At 59.3% G+C, this 17,187-nt stretch carries 19 protein-coding genes and 1 pseudogene; 6 read left to right on the top strand and 14 right to left on the bottom strand.

The genetic code is table 11. The annotated features are described in order from the left end of the window. The first annotated feature begins 178 nt into the window (after positions 1-178). The 3 genes from ACHHRT_RS11815 (at position 179) to ACHHRT_RS11805 (ending at position 4,385) form a co-directional block, all read left to right on the top strand. A complete protein-coding gene (locus ACHHRT_RS11815; protein ID WP_395499974.1) occupies positions 179-829 on the top strand; it encodes a TIGR04211 family SH3 domain-containing protein in 651 nt (216 codons plus the stop codon). A gap of 356 nt (positions 830-1,185) precedes the next feature. Next, positions 1,186-2,304 (top strand): PQQ-dependent sugar dehydrogenase, encoded by a 1,119-nt coding sequence (locus ACHHRT_RS11810; RefSeq protein WP_395499977.1) that lies wholly within the window; start codon positions 1,186-1,188, stop codon positions 2,302-2,304. 185 nt (positions 2,305-2,489) lie between these two features. Beyond that, complete coding sequence (locus ACHHRT_RS11805; RefSeq protein ID WP_395499973.1) at positions 2,490-4,385, top strand: hypothetical protein; 1,896 nt, start codon at positions 2,490-2,492, stop codon at positions 4,383-4,385. Between the two features lie 9 nt (positions 4,386-4,394). On the opposite strand, the gene ACHHRT_RS11800 is transcribed toward ACHHRT_RS11805, so the two are convergent. From ACHHRT_RS11800 to ACHHRT_RS11785, 4 genes are read right to left on the bottom strand one after another with little or no spacing between them, the layout of a single operon-like run. After that, positions 4,395-4,892 carry a ferritin-like domain-containing protein gene (locus ACHHRT_RS11800; protein ID WP_395499972.1) on the bottom strand — a complete coding sequence of 166 codons (498 nt, stop codon included), beginning with the start codon at positions 4,890-4,892 and terminating at the stop codon, positions 4,395-4,397. A gap of 16 nt (positions 4,893-4,908) precedes the next feature. Continuing rightward, positions 4,909-5,760 carry a thiamine pyrophosphate-dependent enzyme gene (locus tag ACHHRT_RS11795; protein ID WP_395499971.1) on the bottom strand — a complete coding sequence of 284 codons (852 nt, stop codon included), beginning with the start codon at positions 5,758-5,760 and terminating at the stop codon, positions 4,909-4,911. Positions 5,761-5,769: 9 nt separating this feature from the next. After that, positions 5,770-7,470, bottom strand: coding sequence for a 2-oxoacid:acceptor oxidoreductase subunit alpha (locus ACHHRT_RS11790; RefSeq protein WP_395499970.1), 1,701 nt, complete (start codon positions 7,468-7,470; stop codon positions 5,770-5,772). A gap of 42 nt (positions 7,471-7,512) precedes the next feature. Continuing rightward, positions 7,513-8,139: an NAD(P)/FAD-dependent oxidoreductase gene (locus ACHHRT_RS11785; RefSeq protein WP_395499969.1), complete on the bottom strand. Its 627-nt coding sequence runs from the start codon at positions 8,137-8,139 to the stop codon at positions 7,513-7,515. A gap of 244 nt (positions 8,140-8,383) precedes the next feature. On the opposite strand from ACHHRT_RS11785, the pseudogene ACHHRT_RS11780 reads away from it, so the two are divergent. After that, positions 8,384-9,751, top strand: a pseudogene (locus ACHHRT_RS11780) (peroxidase family protein); the annotation flags it as partial. A 135-nt stretch (positions 9,752-9,886) separates the two neighbouring features. Here the strand turns inward: ACHHRT_RS11780 and ACHHRT_RS11775 are convergent. Both ACHHRT_RS11775 and ACHHRT_RS11770 read right to left on the bottom strand, forming a co-directional pair. Next, positions 9,887-10,042, bottom strand: coding sequence for a rubredoxin (locus ACHHRT_RS11775; RefSeq protein WP_395499968.1), 156 nt, complete (start codon positions 10,040-10,042; stop codon positions 9,887-9,889). A 27-nt stretch (positions 10,043-10,069) separates the two neighbouring features. Then, positions 10,070-10,396 carry a hypothetical protein gene (locus tag ACHHRT_RS11770; protein ID WP_395499967.1) on the bottom strand — a complete coding sequence of 109 codons (327 nt, stop codon included), beginning with the start codon at positions 10,394-10,396 and terminating at the stop codon, positions 10,070-10,072. Between the two features lie 137 nt (positions 10,397-10,533). Here ACHHRT_RS11770 and ACHHRT_RS11765 point away from each other — a divergent pair, with 137 nt between their 5' ends. Beyond that, positions 10,534-10,836 (top strand): hypothetical protein, encoded by a 303-nt coding sequence (locus ACHHRT_RS11765; RefSeq protein WP_395499966.1) that lies wholly within the window; start codon positions 10,534-10,536, stop codon positions 10,834-10,836. Positions 10,837-10,894: 58 nt separating this feature from the next. Here ACHHRT_RS11765 and ACHHRT_RS11760 read toward each other — a convergent pair whose 3' ends face one another. The 7 genes from ACHHRT_RS11760 to ACHHRT_RS11730 all read right to left on the bottom strand — a co-directional run bounded on the left by ACHHRT_RS11760 (position 10,895) and on the right by ACHHRT_RS11730 (position 16,572). Next, on the bottom strand, positions 10,895-11,749 hold the full coding sequence (locus ACHHRT_RS11760; RefSeq protein WP_395499965.1) for a universal stress protein: 855 nt from the start codon (positions 11,747-11,749) through the stop codon (positions 10,895-10,897). 12 nt (positions 11,750-11,761) lie between these two features. Next, positions 11,762-13,249: a SulP family inorganic anion transporter gene (locus tag ACHHRT_RS11755; RefSeq protein WP_395499964.1), complete on the bottom strand. Its 1,488-nt coding sequence runs from the start codon at positions 13,247-13,249 to the stop codon at positions 11,762-11,764. A 268-nt stretch (positions 13,250-13,517) separates the two neighbouring features. Then, the gene (locus tag ACHHRT_RS11750) at positions 13,518-14,171 is read right to left on the bottom strand and encodes a DsbA family protein (protein ID WP_395499963.1); all 654 of its coding nucleotides are present in this window, start codon (positions 14,169-14,171) and stop codon (positions 13,518-13,520) included. After that, the gene (locus ACHHRT_RS11745) at positions 14,168-14,608 is read right to left on the bottom strand and encodes a disulfide bond formation protein B (RefSeq protein WP_395499962.1); all 441 of its coding nucleotides are present in this window, start codon (positions 14,606-14,608) and stop codon (positions 14,168-14,170) included. Before ACHHRT_RS11745 ends, ACHHRT_RS11750 begins: the two co-directional genes overlap by 4 nt. A 47-nt stretch (positions 14,609-14,655) precedes the next feature. Then, positions 14,656-15,180 (bottom strand): TlpA family protein disulfide reductase, encoded by a 525-nt coding sequence (locus ACHHRT_RS11740; protein ID WP_395499961.1) that lies wholly within the window; start codon positions 15,178-15,180, stop codon positions 14,656-14,658. Positions 15,181-15,309: 129 nt separating this feature from the next. Next, positions 15,310-15,921, bottom strand: coding sequence for a transmembrane anchor protein (locus ACHHRT_RS11735; protein WP_395499960.1), 612 nt, complete (start codon positions 15,919-15,921; stop codon positions 15,310-15,312). Positions 15,922-15,960: 39 nt separating this feature from the next. Beyond that, positions 15,961-16,572, bottom strand: a complete 612-nt coding sequence (locus ACHHRT_RS11730; protein ID WP_395499976.1) for a HupE/UreJ family protein — start codon at positions 16,570-16,572, stop codon at positions 15,961-15,963. Positions 16,573-16,575: 3 nt separating this feature from the next. Between ACHHRT_RS11730 and ACHHRT_RS11725 the strand changes: the two genes are divergently transcribed. Beyond that, on the top strand, positions 16,576-16,707 hold the full coding sequence (locus ACHHRT_RS11725) for a hypothetical protein (protein ID WP_395499978.1): 132 nt from the start codon (positions 16,576-16,578) through the stop codon (positions 16,705-16,707). A 13-nt stretch (positions 16,708-16,720) separates the two neighbouring features. Here ACHHRT_RS11725 and ACHHRT_RS11720 read toward each other — a convergent pair whose 3' ends face one another. Beyond that, positions 16,721-17,173 carry a hypothetical protein gene (locus ACHHRT_RS11720; protein WP_395499959.1) on the bottom strand — a complete coding sequence of 151 codons (453 nt, stop codon included), beginning with the start codon at positions 17,171-17,173 and terminating at the stop codon, positions 16,721-16,723. Between the last annotated feature and the right edge of the window lie 14 nt (positions 17,174-17,187).

Genomic DNA, 17,187 nt, shown 5'->3' with positions numbered 1-17,187 from the left:
ATGGATCCTAACAGGGAGAAGTCAGCATCGCATGGCCGAGTTGGCCAACCGCCATGGACGCCACCATCCCAATAAATTGAAAGATTGAAATGGATGCTATTTTTTGGCATAGATAGTACGGGTTAAAATACGAAAAACGGCGGCTGCAGCCTAAGATCATCTTGTAGAGTATGAAATAATGAAAAAACCAATCCTTCTGGCAGTAGTCCTGGTGCTGGCTACGGCGCTCACCGCTTTCGCCGAGACCCGGTACGTAACCGACCAACTCGAAGCTACCTTCCGATCCGGTCCTGGTAATCAATACCGGATTATAGGGATGATAAGCACCGGCCAGCGGCTGGAACTTATGGAAACCGACGGAGAATGGAGCCGGGTGGAAATCCCCGGCAGGCAGGATGGCTGGGTCCGCACACAGTATCTACAGCCCGAACCTCCGGCCCGGCAGGCGCTCCAGGCGACGACGGACCGCCTGAAGTCAACGGAAGCGGAAAGAGACTCGCAAAGGAAGGAAAACGACCGACTTAACCGGCTCAATCGGGAGCTTGAAGAAAGCTTGCGGCAAACGGAAGGCCGGCTGCAAAGGGCAACTGCCGACTACGAGAAACTACAGACGGACTCCAGGAATTTCCTGATCATCCGGGAAGAACATGAAAAGCTAACCAACCAGATGGCGGAAAAAGTCCAACACATCAAGGAGCTGGAAGGACGAATCGCGGATGAGTTTCTGTCTTCCTCCATCAAGTGGTTTCTAGCCGGGGCGGGGGTTCTGTTGCTCGGCTTGATCATTGGCCAACGCTCGAAGAAGAAACGCTCATCGGGGCTGCTATAACTTAAAAAAGAGCCCGCATTTGGCTGCGGGCTCTTTGATTCGACGGGAAAATAAGGCTTAGTGGACCCTTTCGATCTCGGAGTATTCCCTTTCCACCTGCGGGGTGATCTTCATCGGCTTTGAGGCGTTGACAAGATGAAGTTTCTCCATCGTGTGGTGATGGCAATCAGCTTGTCAACGTATAAAAGCAACCCCTTGGGCCCTCTTGTCGTCATTGCCTTCTCACGCGGTGATCATGTACAACATAAAAAATAAGTTTTGCGCGAGTCCCGAGGGGTTGATCGTCTGGTAATGGGTTTTTCCAGCGAGGTGGGGAGATGGCCATGAATCATTATCGCGTTGGGGTTCTCGGGGTCATGCTTATCCTCCTGCTGTTGCTGGGCGCTCCCGGCGGCGGTGGGGCGGGGGAGGACGTGGTCACCGTGAACAGCGAGGTCGGCCCTGTCCGGGTGGTGGAGGTGGCTACCGGTTTGGCAACACCCTGGTCCCTGGCCTTTTTGCCCGACGGCCGGATGCTGGTGACGGAGCGGCCCGGTCGCCTGCGGATCGTCGCGTCCAATGGAGAGATTTCCCCGCCCCTGGCTGGTTTGCCGGCGGTTCACGCCCGGGGGCAGGGCGGCCTGCTGGATCTGGTACTCAGTCCCGATTTTGCCGATGACAACCTGATCTATTTTTCCTACGCGGAACCGGTTGCGCGGGGGGCTCGGACCGCGGTGGCCCGGGCCCGGCTGGACCTGGAGCAGATGCGGTTGCGGGAAGTAACCCGAATCTTTGCCCAGAACGAGGCCCCGCCCGGCCAGCATCACTGGGGCTCACGGCTGGTATTCGACCGCCGGGGCAACCTCTTTGTTACCCTGGGTGAACGTTTTTTTCATCGGGATCGGGCCCAGGATCTGGACAGTCATCTGGGTAAGATCGTACGCATTCGCCCGGATGGCTCGGTGCCGGAGGACAACCCTTTTCTGGAACAGGCACAGGCCCTGCCCGAGATCTGGTCCTACGGTCACCGTAATGTCCAGGGGGCGGCCCTGCATCCCGAAACCGGCGAGTTCTGGAGCCACGAACACGGGCCCCAGGGGGGTGACGAGGTCAATGTTATTCGTCCGGGCCGTAACTATGGCTGGCCGGTGATTACCCATGGCCGGGAATATGGCACCGGCTTCCGCATCGGTGAGGGGACGGAGCGCGGGGACGTAACAGCCCCCATCCATGTCTGGACCCCCTCCATCGCTCCCTCGGGGATGGCCTTCCATACCGGGGAGGAGTTTCCCCTGTGGCGGGGGAATCTCCTGGTGGGGGCCCTGCGGGGCAGCGTGCTGGTCCGTTTGGAGTTGGAGGGTGAGAAGGTGGTAGGGGAGGAGCGGCTGCTGGGTGAGCTCGGCCATCGAATCCGTGATGTTCGCCAGGGGCCCGACGGGCGGCTCTATCTGCTCGATGAAACCGCCGGGCGTATCCTGCGTCTGGAGCGACCATAGGCTGGAAGTTGGTCAGGCCAGCGCGGCGGTTGGCCGTTTTCCCTTTTTTAGTTGACGGGGCAACCGGCAACCGCTATATCGCTAAATGATATCCGTATTTATTGATAGTTTGTGCGGGTAGTCGCTGATGCTTCTAAACATGCCATGTGCCAGTGCGCCAAACGGCGAAAAGGATGCCCATGAAAATGCCTCTCCAGCCTGTCATCTTCGTGGCCGCCGCACTGTTGCTGGCCGGCTGCTTTTCCTCCAATTCAGAAGTTTCCGACCGGCACATTCCCCCCGATGCCACCCTGCAGGGCCTGGTGCCTGATCCGATCCCCGCAAGTAATCTTCAGTTCAGCGAGAGCAAGCATTACGCACTCCATGACTCGGCGCTGGCCGCCGATCTCACCGCGGTGCCAGCGGTGCGGCTGGAGCCGGCCGCCACCCTGAAAAACGAGCCGGGCAACCCCACCTGGTCTTTCGGCCTGGGGCGTGAGGAGCTGGCAGCCAAGCTGGGCAGCGCGGCCATGATCCAGGCAGAGCAAAATCTTGCGGCATATTACGCGGGACTCTTCGGCCATTCCGACACCGATTCGGCCCTGCGCGAAGCGGTGCAACGCTTTCCCCACTGGGCCGGGGTCGACACGGACAGCGCCCAGGACTTGGGGCAGTTGCGCATCGAGTCGGTGGCACTGGTAAGTGGTGCCGCCACCGATGACAACCAGGATGGTGAGTTCGAAACCCCGCAGACGCTGGTCACGGTGATTATGTCCCTGCCGGCCATTACCATCACCCCGTCGGACCCGCTGCCGGGCTGCGCCCCGCTGCTGGCCGATACGGCGGCCATCATCCAGTACGCGGAGGATTTCGGCTTGAGCTTCATCGCGCCGGGTGCCGCGCAATGGCAGTATCAGCTCAAGCTGGCCGCCCATTTTTATCTGGCCGACCGGGCCGAGGAGCATGCCGGGCTGATCGACCCCGCCAAGGGTTATCTGACGACGGACCAGGTGCTGGCTGCGGCCCGGAATCTCGGCTTCTTCAGCCATCTGCTCACCAATATCCAGACCCTGGATATTCCCTCTTCCGACCTGATGGTGTCGTTCAGCGCCGCCCCGGCCCTGCGGCAGCAGACCATTGGCATCATCGCCGGCATGGCGCGCAACGAGAACGATGTTGAATGTTTGCTCGCCGTCGATGCCTGGGATGCCGAGCCCGCCATCATCCATCCGGGACTCTCGTCCGCGCAGTTGCAAGGCGCCGAGCCGCCGGCCTTTCTCCTGCACACCTATAATCCGGCCTTCGACGCGGCCGTGGGCATTGCCGGGGAAACCGGGATCTCCTGTCTCCATGATGCCGCCGGCAATATCGTGCAGGTGGCGGACAACCTGGCCTGTGCCGCGTCATCGGGGCCGGTCACCTTTGAGGCCGCCGGACCGGCGATAGCCCTCTTTCTGGGGAGCGCCCAGGGCTACCAGGCGGTTACGCCGTACCAGCGGATTCAGCGGCGCATCGCCGCCGAGACCATGGGCTTCGACGGCGTTCTGCAGCCGATGCACGTGCATGTGGGTAACTTCACCTGGACCTGCACCAACAGTCATGCCGTCTGCTCCGGCCGCTTCGGTCGCGGCAATCGGGTATGCCTGAGTGAATGGGTTATCCACAACCAGGTGGGCGATTACTGGAACATCCATTGGTACCAGAGTGCGGGCAAGGCGGCCACCCAGACCGCCATCAAGGCGGGGGCCTATGTGGTGCGCGCCGTGGTCTCCTATTATGTGGGCGGACGGGCCTGGAGTGGACCCCTGCTTGAGATGCTGACTTATGCCGGCGATGTTATCGATCACGCCCTCAACACCAAGATCGCCGGTCACAGCATAGGCGGCGCCAAGGTGGTCGGGGCCGTGGTCTACGAAGGGGTGACCAAATTGAAGACCATCGGCCCCGACCTCAAGGCCGCGGGGATCATGTTCGCCTTCGATAAGGTGGTGGACATGGCCGCCCAGATCGGGGAGGTGCAGGCAGTCGGCTGGCAGGACTACTCCCATGGCTCTCACTGCGCCTGCGGTTTTCAGTTCCGGCACCCCAACTACTGCTCCTGAGAAGCGCGATCAGTACTGATCCAGGTGGACCCACTCCGCGTCTTCGAGCCAGTTGCCCGGTTCCGGCCGGGAAACGAACTCCAGGATAGTTTCCATGATCCGCAGATGGTTGGCCTCCTCTTGGGCCAGGCGCGCAAACACCTTTTGTTCGTGGGAATCGGTGGCCTGGGCGGCATTCTCCCGGTAAAACTTCTCACTGTCCGCCTCGATGGTGCAGGCCTTGCGGTAGCTGTTGCTGGCCGCGGTGGTATCGACGAACAGTTGCTCCTTTTCATCCCGCATGGCGCTGAAGACATTTTTGACATCTTTCAGGATCGTGGCGTCCCCCAGTTGGGGTTTGCTCTCCCGGCGGCGCAACTCTTCCACCACCTGGTAGTGCCTGACCTCCTCGTCGGCCAGCATGGTGAAAATTTTTGCCAGCCCGGAGCCGGTGACCTCCTTGGCCAGTTGGCGGTAGTAGTTTTCTCCATCCTTCTCCATCTGCATGGCGAACTGATAGATGTCCATGTTGACCTCCCCGTGTTTAGGAATAATGCTGGATTATCTGCTGCAACTCCGCCGGCGGCACCTCCTGGCGGGCCAACGGCCCTTTTTTGAGGGTCGCGAACTGCTCTTCAAACAGCGGCTGGGTTGTTTTATAGATGATTCCCAGGGGAATCCGCTGGCCGAACTCCAGGGCCAGGCGCCAGGCCGCGGCCTGGTCGGTGGGGTCATGTTCCGCTGCTAAATCGTAGCAGTGTTCCTTGTACCACTGGTAGGTGTTGAGCTTGTTGAAGGACACGCAGGGTTGGAGGATATCGACCAGGGCCGTTCCCCGGTGTTTGATCGCTTCGGCGATCAGGCCGGCCAGCTGTTCCGGTCTGCCGGCGTAGCCCCGGGCCACAAAGGAGGCGCCCATGGTCACCGCCACCGCCACCGGGTTAAAGGGGGCGGCAAAGGCCCCGTGGGGTTGGGTCTTGGTCACCATCCCCTGCTGGGAAGTGGGGCTGGCCTGGCCCTTGGTCAGTCCGTAAACCCGGTTGTCGTGGGCCAGGATGGTGAGATCGAGATTGCGGCGCAGGGCGGCGAGAAAATGGTTACCCCCTTCGCCGTACAGGCAGCCGTCACCGCTTTCAGCGATCACGGTCAGTTCCGGGTTGGCCAGCTTGGCCCCGAGGGCGGCGGGCAGGCTGCGGCCATGGAGACCGTTGAAGACGTTGGCCCGCAGATAATGGGGAGCCTTGGCGGCCTGGCCGATCCCGGAAACCAGCAGGATCTGGTGGGGCGCCAGATCACAGGCCACCAGGGCCTGTTTCAGGGCGTTGAGAATGCCGAAATTGCCGCAGCCGGGGCACCAGGCGGTCTCGAACTTGCCGTAATCTTCCAGGGTAGTCATCTTCTCACCTTATGCCTTTTCCGGGTTTTGCAGACGCTCCAGGATGAAGCGGGCGGTAAAGGGCAGGCCGTCATAACGTCCGATCCGTTCGGTCATGACAAAGCCGGTTTCCCGCCGGATCAGCCGGGCAAACTGGCCGGTGGCGTTGCCCTCCACGCAGACAACTTTTTCGGCGGCCTGGAGAGTGGCCAGAAACTGCTCCGGGAGCAGGGGCCACACCTGGGAAAAGTGGAGAGTGGCGACCCGGCGGCCCTGGGCGCGGAGGGTGGCGGCGGCTTCCCGCACCGGTCCCAGGCTGGAGCCCCAGCAGACCAGGAGCAGTTCCGCCCCCTTTTCGCCCTCCAGGGTTGGAGCCACTGTTTCCCGCCGGAGCAGTTCCAATTTGCGCAGCCGTTTTTCCACCATGGCGATGCGCAGGTCGTGCTCTTCGCTGATATGGCCCTCCTCGTCATGTTCATCGCTGTCGGCCACCACCAGATGCTTGGAGAGGCCCGGCAGTAATCTCGGCGAGATCCCGTCGGGGGTGAGGAGGTAGCGTCGGTAGGGGGTGGCCACGCTTTGGGGGTCGGTCCCGATTTTGACCGGAGTGACGGCCGTTGGATCGAAAGGGGCCACCGGCCGGGCCGAGTCGGCCAGGAACTGGTCGGTCAGCAGGAAGATCGGCGACTGGGAGCGTTCGGCCAGGTCCAGGGCCCGGGCGCTCAAGGTAAAGCACTCTTCGATGCTGCCGGGAGCCAGGATCGCCCGGGGAAACTCGCCGTGACCGGCGTGGAGGACGAACTCCAGGTCCGCCTGCTCGGTGCGGGTGGGCATGCCGGTGGCCGGGCCGGGGCGCTGGCCCACCACGATCAGCACCGGGGTTTCGGTCATCGCCGCCAGGCTGACCCCCTCGGCCATCAGGGCAAAACCGCCCCCCGAGGTGGCCACCATGGCCGGCGCTCCGGCAAAGGAGGCGCCGATGGCCATGTTGATGGCGGCGATCTCGTCCTCGGCCTGTTCGATCACGCAGCCCATGACCTCGGCGTGGGTAATCAGTTCGACCACGATGGAGGTGGCCGGGGTCATGGGGTAGAAGGCGCAGAATTTGAGGCCGCCGGCCAGGGCGCCCAGGGCGACGGCTTCGTTGCCGTTGAGCAACAGTCGTTGGCGGGAATGGGGGGTGGGGGCGGTCAGGGTGAAATCGTGGGCCGGAACGCCGGTCTTGGCCCACTCTCGGCTTTTCTCCATGATCTCCCGGTTTTCGGCCAGCACCTCCGGGTGCTTTGCCCCGAACATCTCCTCCACCACCCGGTAGAGGGATGTCGGGGGCAGGCCCAGAATTTGCCCCAGCAGGGCCAGGGCGGCGGTATTCCAGAGCTTTTCCGGGCCCAGCTCGGCAAAGGGCACCGGGATGACGCCGGGCAGCTTGGGGGCGTGGGCGGCATCGACAATCAGCAGGGCCCGGTCGGTCAGTTGTCCGCGGTGCAGCTCCACCGTTTCGGCATTGAGCGCCACCAGGATGTCGATACTCTCCCGGGCCGCAAAAAAAGGCCCGGCACCACCCGCCCGGATGGCGAAGGTGTTGTGTCCCCCGCGAATCCGGGAGTGATAGCTCTGACTGGCAAAAAACTCGTGGCCGGTCCGGAGCAGGGCCTTGCCCAGCAACTGACCGATGGTCACCAGACCCTGGCCGGCCTCGCCGCCAATCAGAAGATTGATGTCCTGTGCCATGTTCCGGACCCTCGGTTTGGAAGATTGCCGCTGCCGACTCGGTCACAACTCCAGCAGGCGCCGGTTGATCTCGATGCCCACCATGGCTCCCTGGCCGGCGGCGATAATGGCCTGGGCGTTGCCCGCTCTGAGGGCGCCCAGGGCAAAAAGGTTTTTACATGAAGTTTCGCAGAGATGATTGGTGGCCAGTTTCTTGCCGTCGGCCTCCCGTTGCAGGGCGAGCCCGGCCAGAAAGGCGTCGTTGAGCAGATAACCATAGCTGAGCATGACCACCTGGCAGGGGATCTCCAGTCCGTCTTCCAGCCGCACCCCGGTCAACTCCGGATCGCCGAGAAACTCCTCCGGCGTTCCGGCGCTGAATTTGATCCCGTCTTCGGCCAGCAGTTCGGCATGGTCATCGGGCAGCCGCCCGGCCGGCATCGCCAGGGTGATATCCGGGGTGAACATCTGGCCCATGGCCAGGGCCAGCCGCACGGTCTCCAGGGAACGGCCCAGGATGACAAGCTTCCGGCCGGTGGTGCGGTAACCGTCGCAATCCACACAGGTGAAGACCGAACGGCCGAAAAAGCGGTTCATTCGTTTGATCGGCTGGAGATTTTCCGTGGCGCCGGAGGAGAGGATGACATGGGGCGCTCGGCGGTGGCCCCGCTCGGTGTCGACTGCTGGCATGACTTGGGTCAACTCCCTTTTTGCAGGCACGAGAACCCCGGTTGCGGCGGGCTGTGACGGCTGCCATTTATACCCCATCGTAGAGATGGATAATCCCGATGTCAACAGACGAAAAAGTGTGCCCCCGGATGGGCAGGTTTCAGTTAAAGGACCGGAAATTTCGCAGCCGTGTTTTTTAGGGTATAAATCAAAACGCCCGCAGTTTGTTGCGGACGTTTTGATTCAATCGGAAAATAAGGCTTAGCTGGCCGCCGTGCAGATGGGGCTGATCTACGTCAATCCCGAGGACCCCAACGGCAACCCCGATCCGGTGGCCTCGGGCCGGGATGTGCGGGAAACCTTCGCCCGCATGGGGATGAATGATGAGGAAACGGTGGCCATGACCGCCGGCGGCCACACCTTCGGCAAGTGCCATGGCGCCGGGGACGCGAAGCTGGTGGGCCCGGAGCCCGAAGCCGCGCCGCTGGAAGAGCAGGGACTGGGCTGGAAGAACGCACTGGGCACCGGCAAAGGCGGTGATGCCATCACCAGCGGCATCGAAGGGGCCTGGAAACCCAACCCCACCAAATGGGACATGGGCTACCTCAATACGCTGTTCAAGTACGAGTGGGAGCTGGTCAAAAGCCCGGCCGGGGCCAACCAGTGGCTGGCCAAGGACGTGGCCGAAGAGGATATGATTCCCGACGCCCATGACCCGTCCAAGAAGCACCGGCCGATGATGACCACCGCCGACCTCTCAATGCGTTACGACCCGATCTACGAGCCCATCGCCCGGCGCTACCAGCAGAACCCGGAGGAGTTCGCCGATGCCTTCGCCCGGGCCTCGGCCTCAACCTTCCGTGGTTCTGACTACCGGGGCGGCGCCAACGGCGCCCGTGTCCGCCTGGCGCCGCAGAAAGAGTGGGAGGTTAACCAGCCGGCGCAACTGGCCAGGGTGCTGGGGGTGCTGGAAACCATCCGGCAGGAGTTCAACGGCGCCCAGCAAGGCGGCAGGAAAGTATCGCTGGCGGATCTGATCGTGCTGGCCGGTTGCGCGGCGGTTGAAGCGGGGGCCAAGGCGGCCGGACACGCCGTCGAGGTACCCTTCACCCCGGGTCGCACCGATGCCTCCCAGGAGCAGACCGATCTGAAATCATTCTCGATCATGGAGCCCGAGGCCGACGGTTTCCGCAATTACCAGAAGCAGGCCTACACCGTTTCGGCCGAGGAGATGCTGGTGGACAAGGCTCACCTCCTGACCCTGAGCGCCCCGCAGATGACGGTGCTGCTCGGCGGCCTGCGGGTGCTGGGGGCCAATTACCGGAACTCGCCGCACGGCGTCTTCACCAAACAGCCGGGGAAGCTGACCAACGACTTCTTCGTTAACCTGCTGGACATGAACACCACCTGGAAGCCCACCTCCGAGGCCCGGGACACCTTTGAGGGTCGCGATCGCCAAACCGGGGAGCTCAAGTGGACCGGTACCCGCGTTGATCTGGCTTTTGGCTCCAACTCCCGGTTGCGGGCCCTGGTCGAGGCCTATGCTCAGGATGACGCGCGGGAGAAGTTCGTGCGCGACTTCGTCGCCGCCTGGAACAAGGTCATGAACCTGGACCGCTTCGACTTTGTCTGATCGGAACCAAGATTTCAGGATCCGGCAAACCTGCCGGTAAGCTGACTAGGGTTCAGGGAAGCGGACAACAACAAAAAGCCCCCGCACCAGGAAATCCTGTGGTGCGGGGGCTTTCTGTTTTAGATGGGGATAGTTTTAAATTTTGTAAAAGTGTTCCTTCTCGGCCTGGCACTTTGGGCAAACCCAGTCGTCCGGCAGGTCGGCAAAGGGGGTCCCTTCCTCGATCCCGTTATCCGGATCTCCTACCGCAGGATCGTACACGTAACCGCAAGGGCATTCATACTTGTCCATAAGCTTACCTCCTGTGCTTTGCTGTAATCAATCCATGGCTTCCATGTCACGCCCACAACACTTGGGAACGTCGGCACCTTTTTTTACATTCATGTACTTGTTGCAAGTGGCGCAGTAATAGGCTCCGTCGCCGGCAGCTTTTTCTTCGGACCACTCGGTTTTGCCCCCTGGCATATCTTCGATATAAAAACGGGCTAGATTCTCTTTGCTGGGCACGTACTCACCCACCGGCACCATTTTGCGGTTTTCCCGCACACAATCGACCAGCAAACGCCACAAAGTTTCCATGCCTGCTGTTTCTTGGGGGCTGTTTGGCTTAAGTTCAACCAGATTCTTAGCAATTTTAATTTCCATGGCTTGCTCCTTTGAGGTTGGGCATCTATTTTCTTATAGTAATAATTACTATATAATAAAAAAAATTCAACCTATATTTTTATCTGCGACTGTGGGATGCTCGATAAGCGCCTGTGCAATCAATACCGAGTGAGAGAATGCGCAATATCGCCGGAGTGGTGACCAGAACCATGAACGGCCTGAAAAACGGCTTGGGTCCGGTGCTCGATAGTGGGGATCTTGATGAACGTCTGGCGCGCCGGGAGGCTGTTCTGGCGGCCATAATTGAACAATTGGCAGAAACCGTAAGCCAGATCGAAGAAGGCGGTTCTGTCAATCCTGACTTGGGGGGGCTTGCAGAAGCCATGGTGACGAGGTGCCTGGATAATGGACTTTATGCCGACATCGAGGGACGAGTCGCCGACCGCCGGGCCGCCAGGGGTACAGGCCCCGGACGCTGAAGCAAACGTTTCCGCCCCGCCCCCCTTCGTTCTGGGTCGCTTATTCCCCCAAGCGCATTCAGCGCAACAGGAGCAGGGGAATCGTTGATTTCCGCAGCATGGCGGTGGTAGTGCTGCCGATCAACAGATGGCGAATGCGCGACTTGCCGTAGGCGCCGAGGACGATCATCCCGATATTATGCTCCTGCTGGTATTGCGCCAGTACCTCTTCCGCTTCGCCCGGCCGAATCACGGCCGGCGCTTCCAAACCGGCCTGCTCCAAAATCTGCCGGGCCGCGGCCAGTTGGTCGCGATTTTCGGCGGTATCGGCGCCGGCCATCACCAGGTGACAGGGCAAGCCTTGGAACAGCGGGCTGCGCGCCACCATCTCGACCACCTTGCGGGTGGTGGCGCTGCCGTCAAAGGCGAGCATGATGCGGTGCGGAGCATAAAATTCCACTGGGGTCACCAGGATGGGCCGCCGTATGGCGCGGACCACTCGTTCCAGGTGGCTCCCCAGGTGCTCCGAGGCGTATTCCGCCGCTTCCCCTCGTTTGCCAAGGACCAGCAGAGCGATACCCTCTTCCAGTTCGGTCAGGGTTTCCACCAGGCCGCCATGCCGCTGCAGCACCTCGGGCGCCGCAATACCGGCGGTAATCGCCCGCTTTTTGGTGGCGGCCAGGATCTGGCGCCCCCGCTCCTGGATCAGTTTGCCCCGTTGCGCATCAATGGCGGCCAACTCTTCAAGCAGGGACTCCTGGGTGCCCAGACCGATGTTGCCGCTCAGGTCGGTGCGCGGGGGCTGTTGTCCCTTGCTGAGTACATGGAGAAAGGTTAAGGACGCATCCAGGCGGCGCGTTGCCCAAACGGCGGCGTCACACACGGCCGGGTTATAAGTGGACCCATCGATGCAGGCGAGGACAAGATCTTTCATGGTGTGGCTCCTTTAGTGACCCATCAGCCGTTCTACCGCATCGGGTTTGTCGTGGATCGCAAAGCGATCCACCATGGTTTCGCTGGCTTTATTCAGACCGATAATCTCGACTTCCGTCCCTTCCCGGCGGAACTTGAGGACAACCTTATCGAGGGCGGCAATGGCGGTGATATCCCAGAAATGGGCGCGGTTGACGTCAATTTGCACTCTTTTTACCGCCTCCTTGAGGTCGAATGAGGCTATGAAATTGTCGGCCGAGGTGAAAAATACCTGGCCGATTACGGTGTATTGCCGGGTGAGGCCGTCATCGCTTAAGTTGGAGCCAACATACATGATTCTGCTGATCTTGTAAGCAAAGAACAGGGAGCTGAGCAGCACCCCCACCAGCACCCCCAGGGCGAGATTGTGGGTCGCCACCACCACCACCACGGTGGCGGTCATTACAATGGTGGAAGATTTGGGGGTCTTGCGCAGGTTGCGAATCGATTCCCAATTGAAGGTTCCGATTGATACCATGATCATCACCGCCACCAGCGCCGCCATGGGAATTTGGGCCACCCACTCCCCGAGGAAGACCACCATCAGCAGGAGAAAGACCCCGGAGAGCAGGGTTGAGAGCCGGCCCCGGCCGCCCGATTTGATGTTGATCACCGATTGGCCGATCATCGCGCAGCCTGCCATGCCGCCTAAGAAACCCGAAGCGATATTGGCCACGCCCTGGCCGACGCATTCGCGATTCTTGCTGCTGGGCGAATCGGTCAGATCGTCGACAATGGTGGCGGTCATCATGGATTCGAGCAGCCCGACCACGGCCAAGGTTACGGCAAAGGGAAAGATGATGGTCAGGGTGGTAAAGTTCAGCGGAATGTCGGGCAACAGAAAGATGGGCAGACTGTCCGGGAGAGCACCCATATCACCCACGACGCGCACATCCACCCCGAAGATCATGGTAAAGGAGGTGAGCGCCACGATGCAGACCAGCGGCGAGGGGATCGCCCGGGTCAGATAGGGGAAAAGGTAAATCAGTCCGAGACCGGCTGCCAGCAGGGCGTAGGTCTGCCAGCCGGCATTGGTAAGTTCTGGAATTTGGGCCAGAAAGATCAGGATGGCCAGGGCATTGACAAAGCCGATTACCACCGAGCGCGAGACAAAGCGCATCAATGATCCGAGCCGCAGGGTGCCGGCCAGGATTTGCAGCAGGCCGGTGAGCAAAGTCGCCGCCAGCAAATATTCCAGGCCATGCACCTTCACCAGGACCACCATCAGCAAGGCCATGGCCCCGGTGGCCCCCGAGATCATGCCCGGCCGGCCCCCGACAAAGGCGGTGACCGCGGCGATGCAAAAGGAGGCATAAAGCCCCACTTTGGGGTCGACTCCGGCGATAATCGAAAAGGCAATCGCTTCGGGAATCAGGGCCAGCGCAACCACCAGCCCGGCAAGGGTGTCACCACGCAAATTGGCAAACCAGTCCCGTCGGACGGTCTGAAAGGCAGAAATCATAAAGAGGGGCTCCAGTAGATGGGGTAGAGCGGCGGCAAAAATTAAAGCCCGCCGGTCGGAAGAGGGAACCGGCCATTATACTTTATCGGTGGCCGGCTGTCCATCCTGATTACTGGTTGATCAAAATGAGAGGTGGCCCGGTTGTCCGGGGAAAACAGGAAGGGAATAGAAAAACGGGGAGATCCACGGATGTCCCCGTTTTTCTGGAATTGCGAGAATCGACCGGACGTCAAACAGGCGTCCGGCCTTCGTTTTGAACCCCTTTGATTCAGTTGGGGTATTGCGCGTTCAACTCTGATTGGATCAATTCGTACAACTGCCTGTATCCAAAAGTTTGCAGTGGTTTGCCGTTGACGAAATAACCGGGAGTTTTTTGCACATTGAGCGTCTTCACGTCGGCCATGTCCTGCTCGATGATTTTTGCAATGGCAGGGTCATGCATATCTTTTTTGATTTGTTCGATATCCACCCCCGCCCCGGGAAGGATGTCCCATAATCTTTGCGGTTGATAATTATGGTGATTGGCCCAGATATTCTGGGTTTCAAACATGAGATTCAAGGTTTCCCAGTATTTGCCCTGCATCCCGGCGGCTTCAAGAATTTTGACAAAATCGTCGGCACCATCATGGAACGGGGCGTAACGGAGCACCAGCTTGATTTTGCCGGGGTATTTATCCATGATTTGTTTGACAAAGGGGGCAAAGGCCGCGCAGGTTTCACAGGCCGGGTCCATAAACTCAACCAGGTAAACCTTGGCATCATCGCTACCCAGGGTCTTCGAATGATCTCTGACAAAAAGCTCGGCATTATCTGCCGCCATAAAGCCATACTTTTGTATTTGCTGTTCTTTATAATAATTACTGCCAATCACGAAAGCTAAAACCAACACCAAACTGGTTACCCCAACAATTACATACTTCATTTTGATGTTCTCCTTTGCAGGATGATTAATAGGGTGGCAAGGGTTGCAAATGTGAAAAATGAAAGCATCGGAATTGATATAAATCCGAGCAGCTCAAAATATTGTTCCGTGCAGGAAACACCCTGTGTGCAGGGCTGAATGTTTTCCGGAATGATTCCTGCGTATAGCAAGGTATGGTAAAGGGCAATCAATCCACCGAAGATCGTCAGTGGCAGGGCATATTTAACGACGCTTTTGTCAAAAGTCGGGAAAAGACCAGCAGCGAAAATAAAGATTAAAGGAAACAGGCAGATCCGCTGATACCAGCAGAGGACACAGGGTTGATACTCTAGAACGGAACTGAAAAAGATGCTTGTCAGCGTTGCACCACTGACTAAAAGCCAACACAAGAACAGCAGTGCCCAGTTGGTATTCGTTGTTCTGTCGGATTGTGACATAGCTTAAACTCCCGGCGGGGTAATCGTTGATGGGAAAACTCTTCTCGCTAACTGTTATTTTTGCCGGTGAGATATTGCCCCAGCATCTGCCGGGCTCCGGGGGAGTCCCAATGAATCGCTCCCACCAGTTTCTGGCGGAGTACCCCCTGGCGGTCGATGATGTAGGTTTCCGGCACCCCGGTCAGCCCGTAATCCCTGGCCGCTTTACCGTCGGGATCGACGGCGACGGGGAAGTTGGCGCCGATTTGGGCCAGCATCGATTGGGCCAGATTGGGATCGTCGCTATAGAGCACGGTCAGGGTAATAAATTGCTCCCGCGGCAACTGCGCGTAAAGCCTCTGAATGGGGGCGAGCTCATCCCGGCAGGAGGGGCACCAGGTGGCCCAGAAATGGAGGAACACCACCTTGCCCTTGGTTTCGGCCAGGGTCCAGGTCTTACCCTGGAGGTCAACCAAGGTGAAATCCGGGGCCGGACTGTCGATTTGGGCCCCCCGGGGGGCGCGGTCGCAACCGGCGATAAGCAGGAAGAGACAGAACAGGGCAAGATAAACGAAGGTTTTTTTCACGGTCACCCGACCTTGCGAAATTGATTTTGTTCCCGGTGAGATGAAGAAAATCGGTGTCAAGAAGTCCTTTTACAAAAAACCGAATCAAATCGCCCGCAGTTTGTTGCGGGGGATTTGATTCGACCGGGATAAGGCTTAGAGGACCGTTTCGATCTCGGAGTATTCCCCCTCCACCAGCAGGGTGATCTTCATCGGCTTTGAGGTGCGGTTGCGCCAGAACCAGCCGTGTTTTCCGTCAAATTCCGCAACCAGTTCCCCCTCTTCACGCGGGGAGCGCCCTTTCTGCCAGCTCCTGTAGTCGATCTTGTGCTTGACGGAATCGGAGTGACCGTCGAAGTTGGCGGCGGCCCCATCGGTGTACCAGGCATAGCGCGCCCGCTCCCCTTTGTTCAATGTCAGTTTGATCTCTTTGCCCTCGTTGGGGGCCAGGGAGAATTCCATGCTGTCCTTCCGAAGCTCGGTGACCGGCTCGACCGCTGTCGGTACCTCTTCCTGAATTGGTTGCACGGGCTGTATGGCGGCGGGTTCAATGGTGCCCTGCGCCGCCGCTTCCCGCGCCAGGGAGGTCTTGATTGCCCCCATCTTGGTCAACCCCAGAACCTTGCCGAACCCGGTCGGGTCGATGCCATACTCGGCGGGTAGAATGGCGACAACCAGAAGAAAAGCGGCCACCACGGCGGCCACGAAGGTGGACTTGATGAGCTTGGCGCTTGACGGCAAATCTGCCGGATTTGGTATATGCTGCATGGTTTTATATCCTTTTTTGAATGTAATTATTTGATTGGTCTAGGAGACGAAGAAGCCGGTCAACTGGTATCCCACGAGCAGAAAACCTCCCGTCATGAGCAGTACGTTGGCGCCATAGGCGTGGCGCATGAATCCTTTGGTGCGCCGCCAGTACCCCATGGCAATAAGGATCAGGCCCAGGGCCATGAGCTGCCCCAACTCCACCCCCACATTGAAGGCGATCAAATTTGTTAGCAGCCCCTCGGCGGCCACCTCGTATTCCAGAATCTTGGTGGCCAGGCCGAACCCGTGGAAGAGCCCGAAAATCAGGGTGGCCAACTTGGTGTTGGGCTGAAAGCCGAACCACCGCTGGTACGCCCCCATGTTGTCCAGTGCTTTGTAAACGATGGAGAGACCGATGATGGCGTCTATCAGATAGGCGCTGACGCTGACATTCATCAGAACCCCGGCGATCAGCGTCACCGAGTGCCCGACGGCAAACAGGGTGACGTAGATGCCAATGTCCTTGAGGCGGTATAAGAAGAAGATAACTCCGAAGAGAAAAAGTATGTGGTCATACCCGGTGACCATGTGCTTGGCCCCCAGATAGATAAACGGCAGGGTCATGACGCCGCTGATTTCCTGGATATATCCTTTGTCACCTGATGTCACGCCGTGGGCGAGCGCGTCGAGCGCGCCGAGAAGGACCAGCGCCAACAGGACAAAACACCACGTCAGGCCACTCCCGACCGGGTGGATCTTGAACATTTTCATAGCGATCCCTTTGAAGAACGGTTGTTTGGATGAGTAAACGAAAAGATCAGGCGAAACGGGAGATGGCGGGCGGGGCGCGGGCGGGGGGACGGCCGCCAACCCAAGCACCGCTGTCGACCATGACATATGGAGTTTGGCTGGTGCCGGCTTCCGGGTTGGGAATTGCGATTTCCCGGGTAGAGAATACCGCGGGCATCTTTAACTGATTGTCACCATCGGCCTTGCCGCGAAGAGTCTTCCAGCCGGTGTTGTTCTTATGTAAATGCGGGACTTTATCCGGCGCATCGTGGCTGTGTTCCCCGTGGGATTCGGCCTCGCCATGATGCCAGTCTGCATGCCCGGAAACAAAAGAGCTGTGTCCGAAAGTAAGTTCTGCGCCTGCAGAACCATGTTGATGATGCACATGGGAAGACTGCCAGAGCGACACGCACAGGAAGGCCACCACCAGCGTCGGCGCCAGGAAGTATTTCGTCCTCGTATGTCGGAGCAGAAAACTCATGTGCAAACCTTAAA

It is taken from the genome of Desulfurivibrio modestus (assembly GCF_044068625.1).
Classification (GTDB): Bacteria; Desulfobacterota; Desulfobulbia; order Desulfobulbales; family Desulfurivibrionaceae; genus Desulfurivibrio.
Note: the sequence above shows the minus strand (reverse complement) of the source record. Positions and strands in the feature narration are given on the sequence as shown.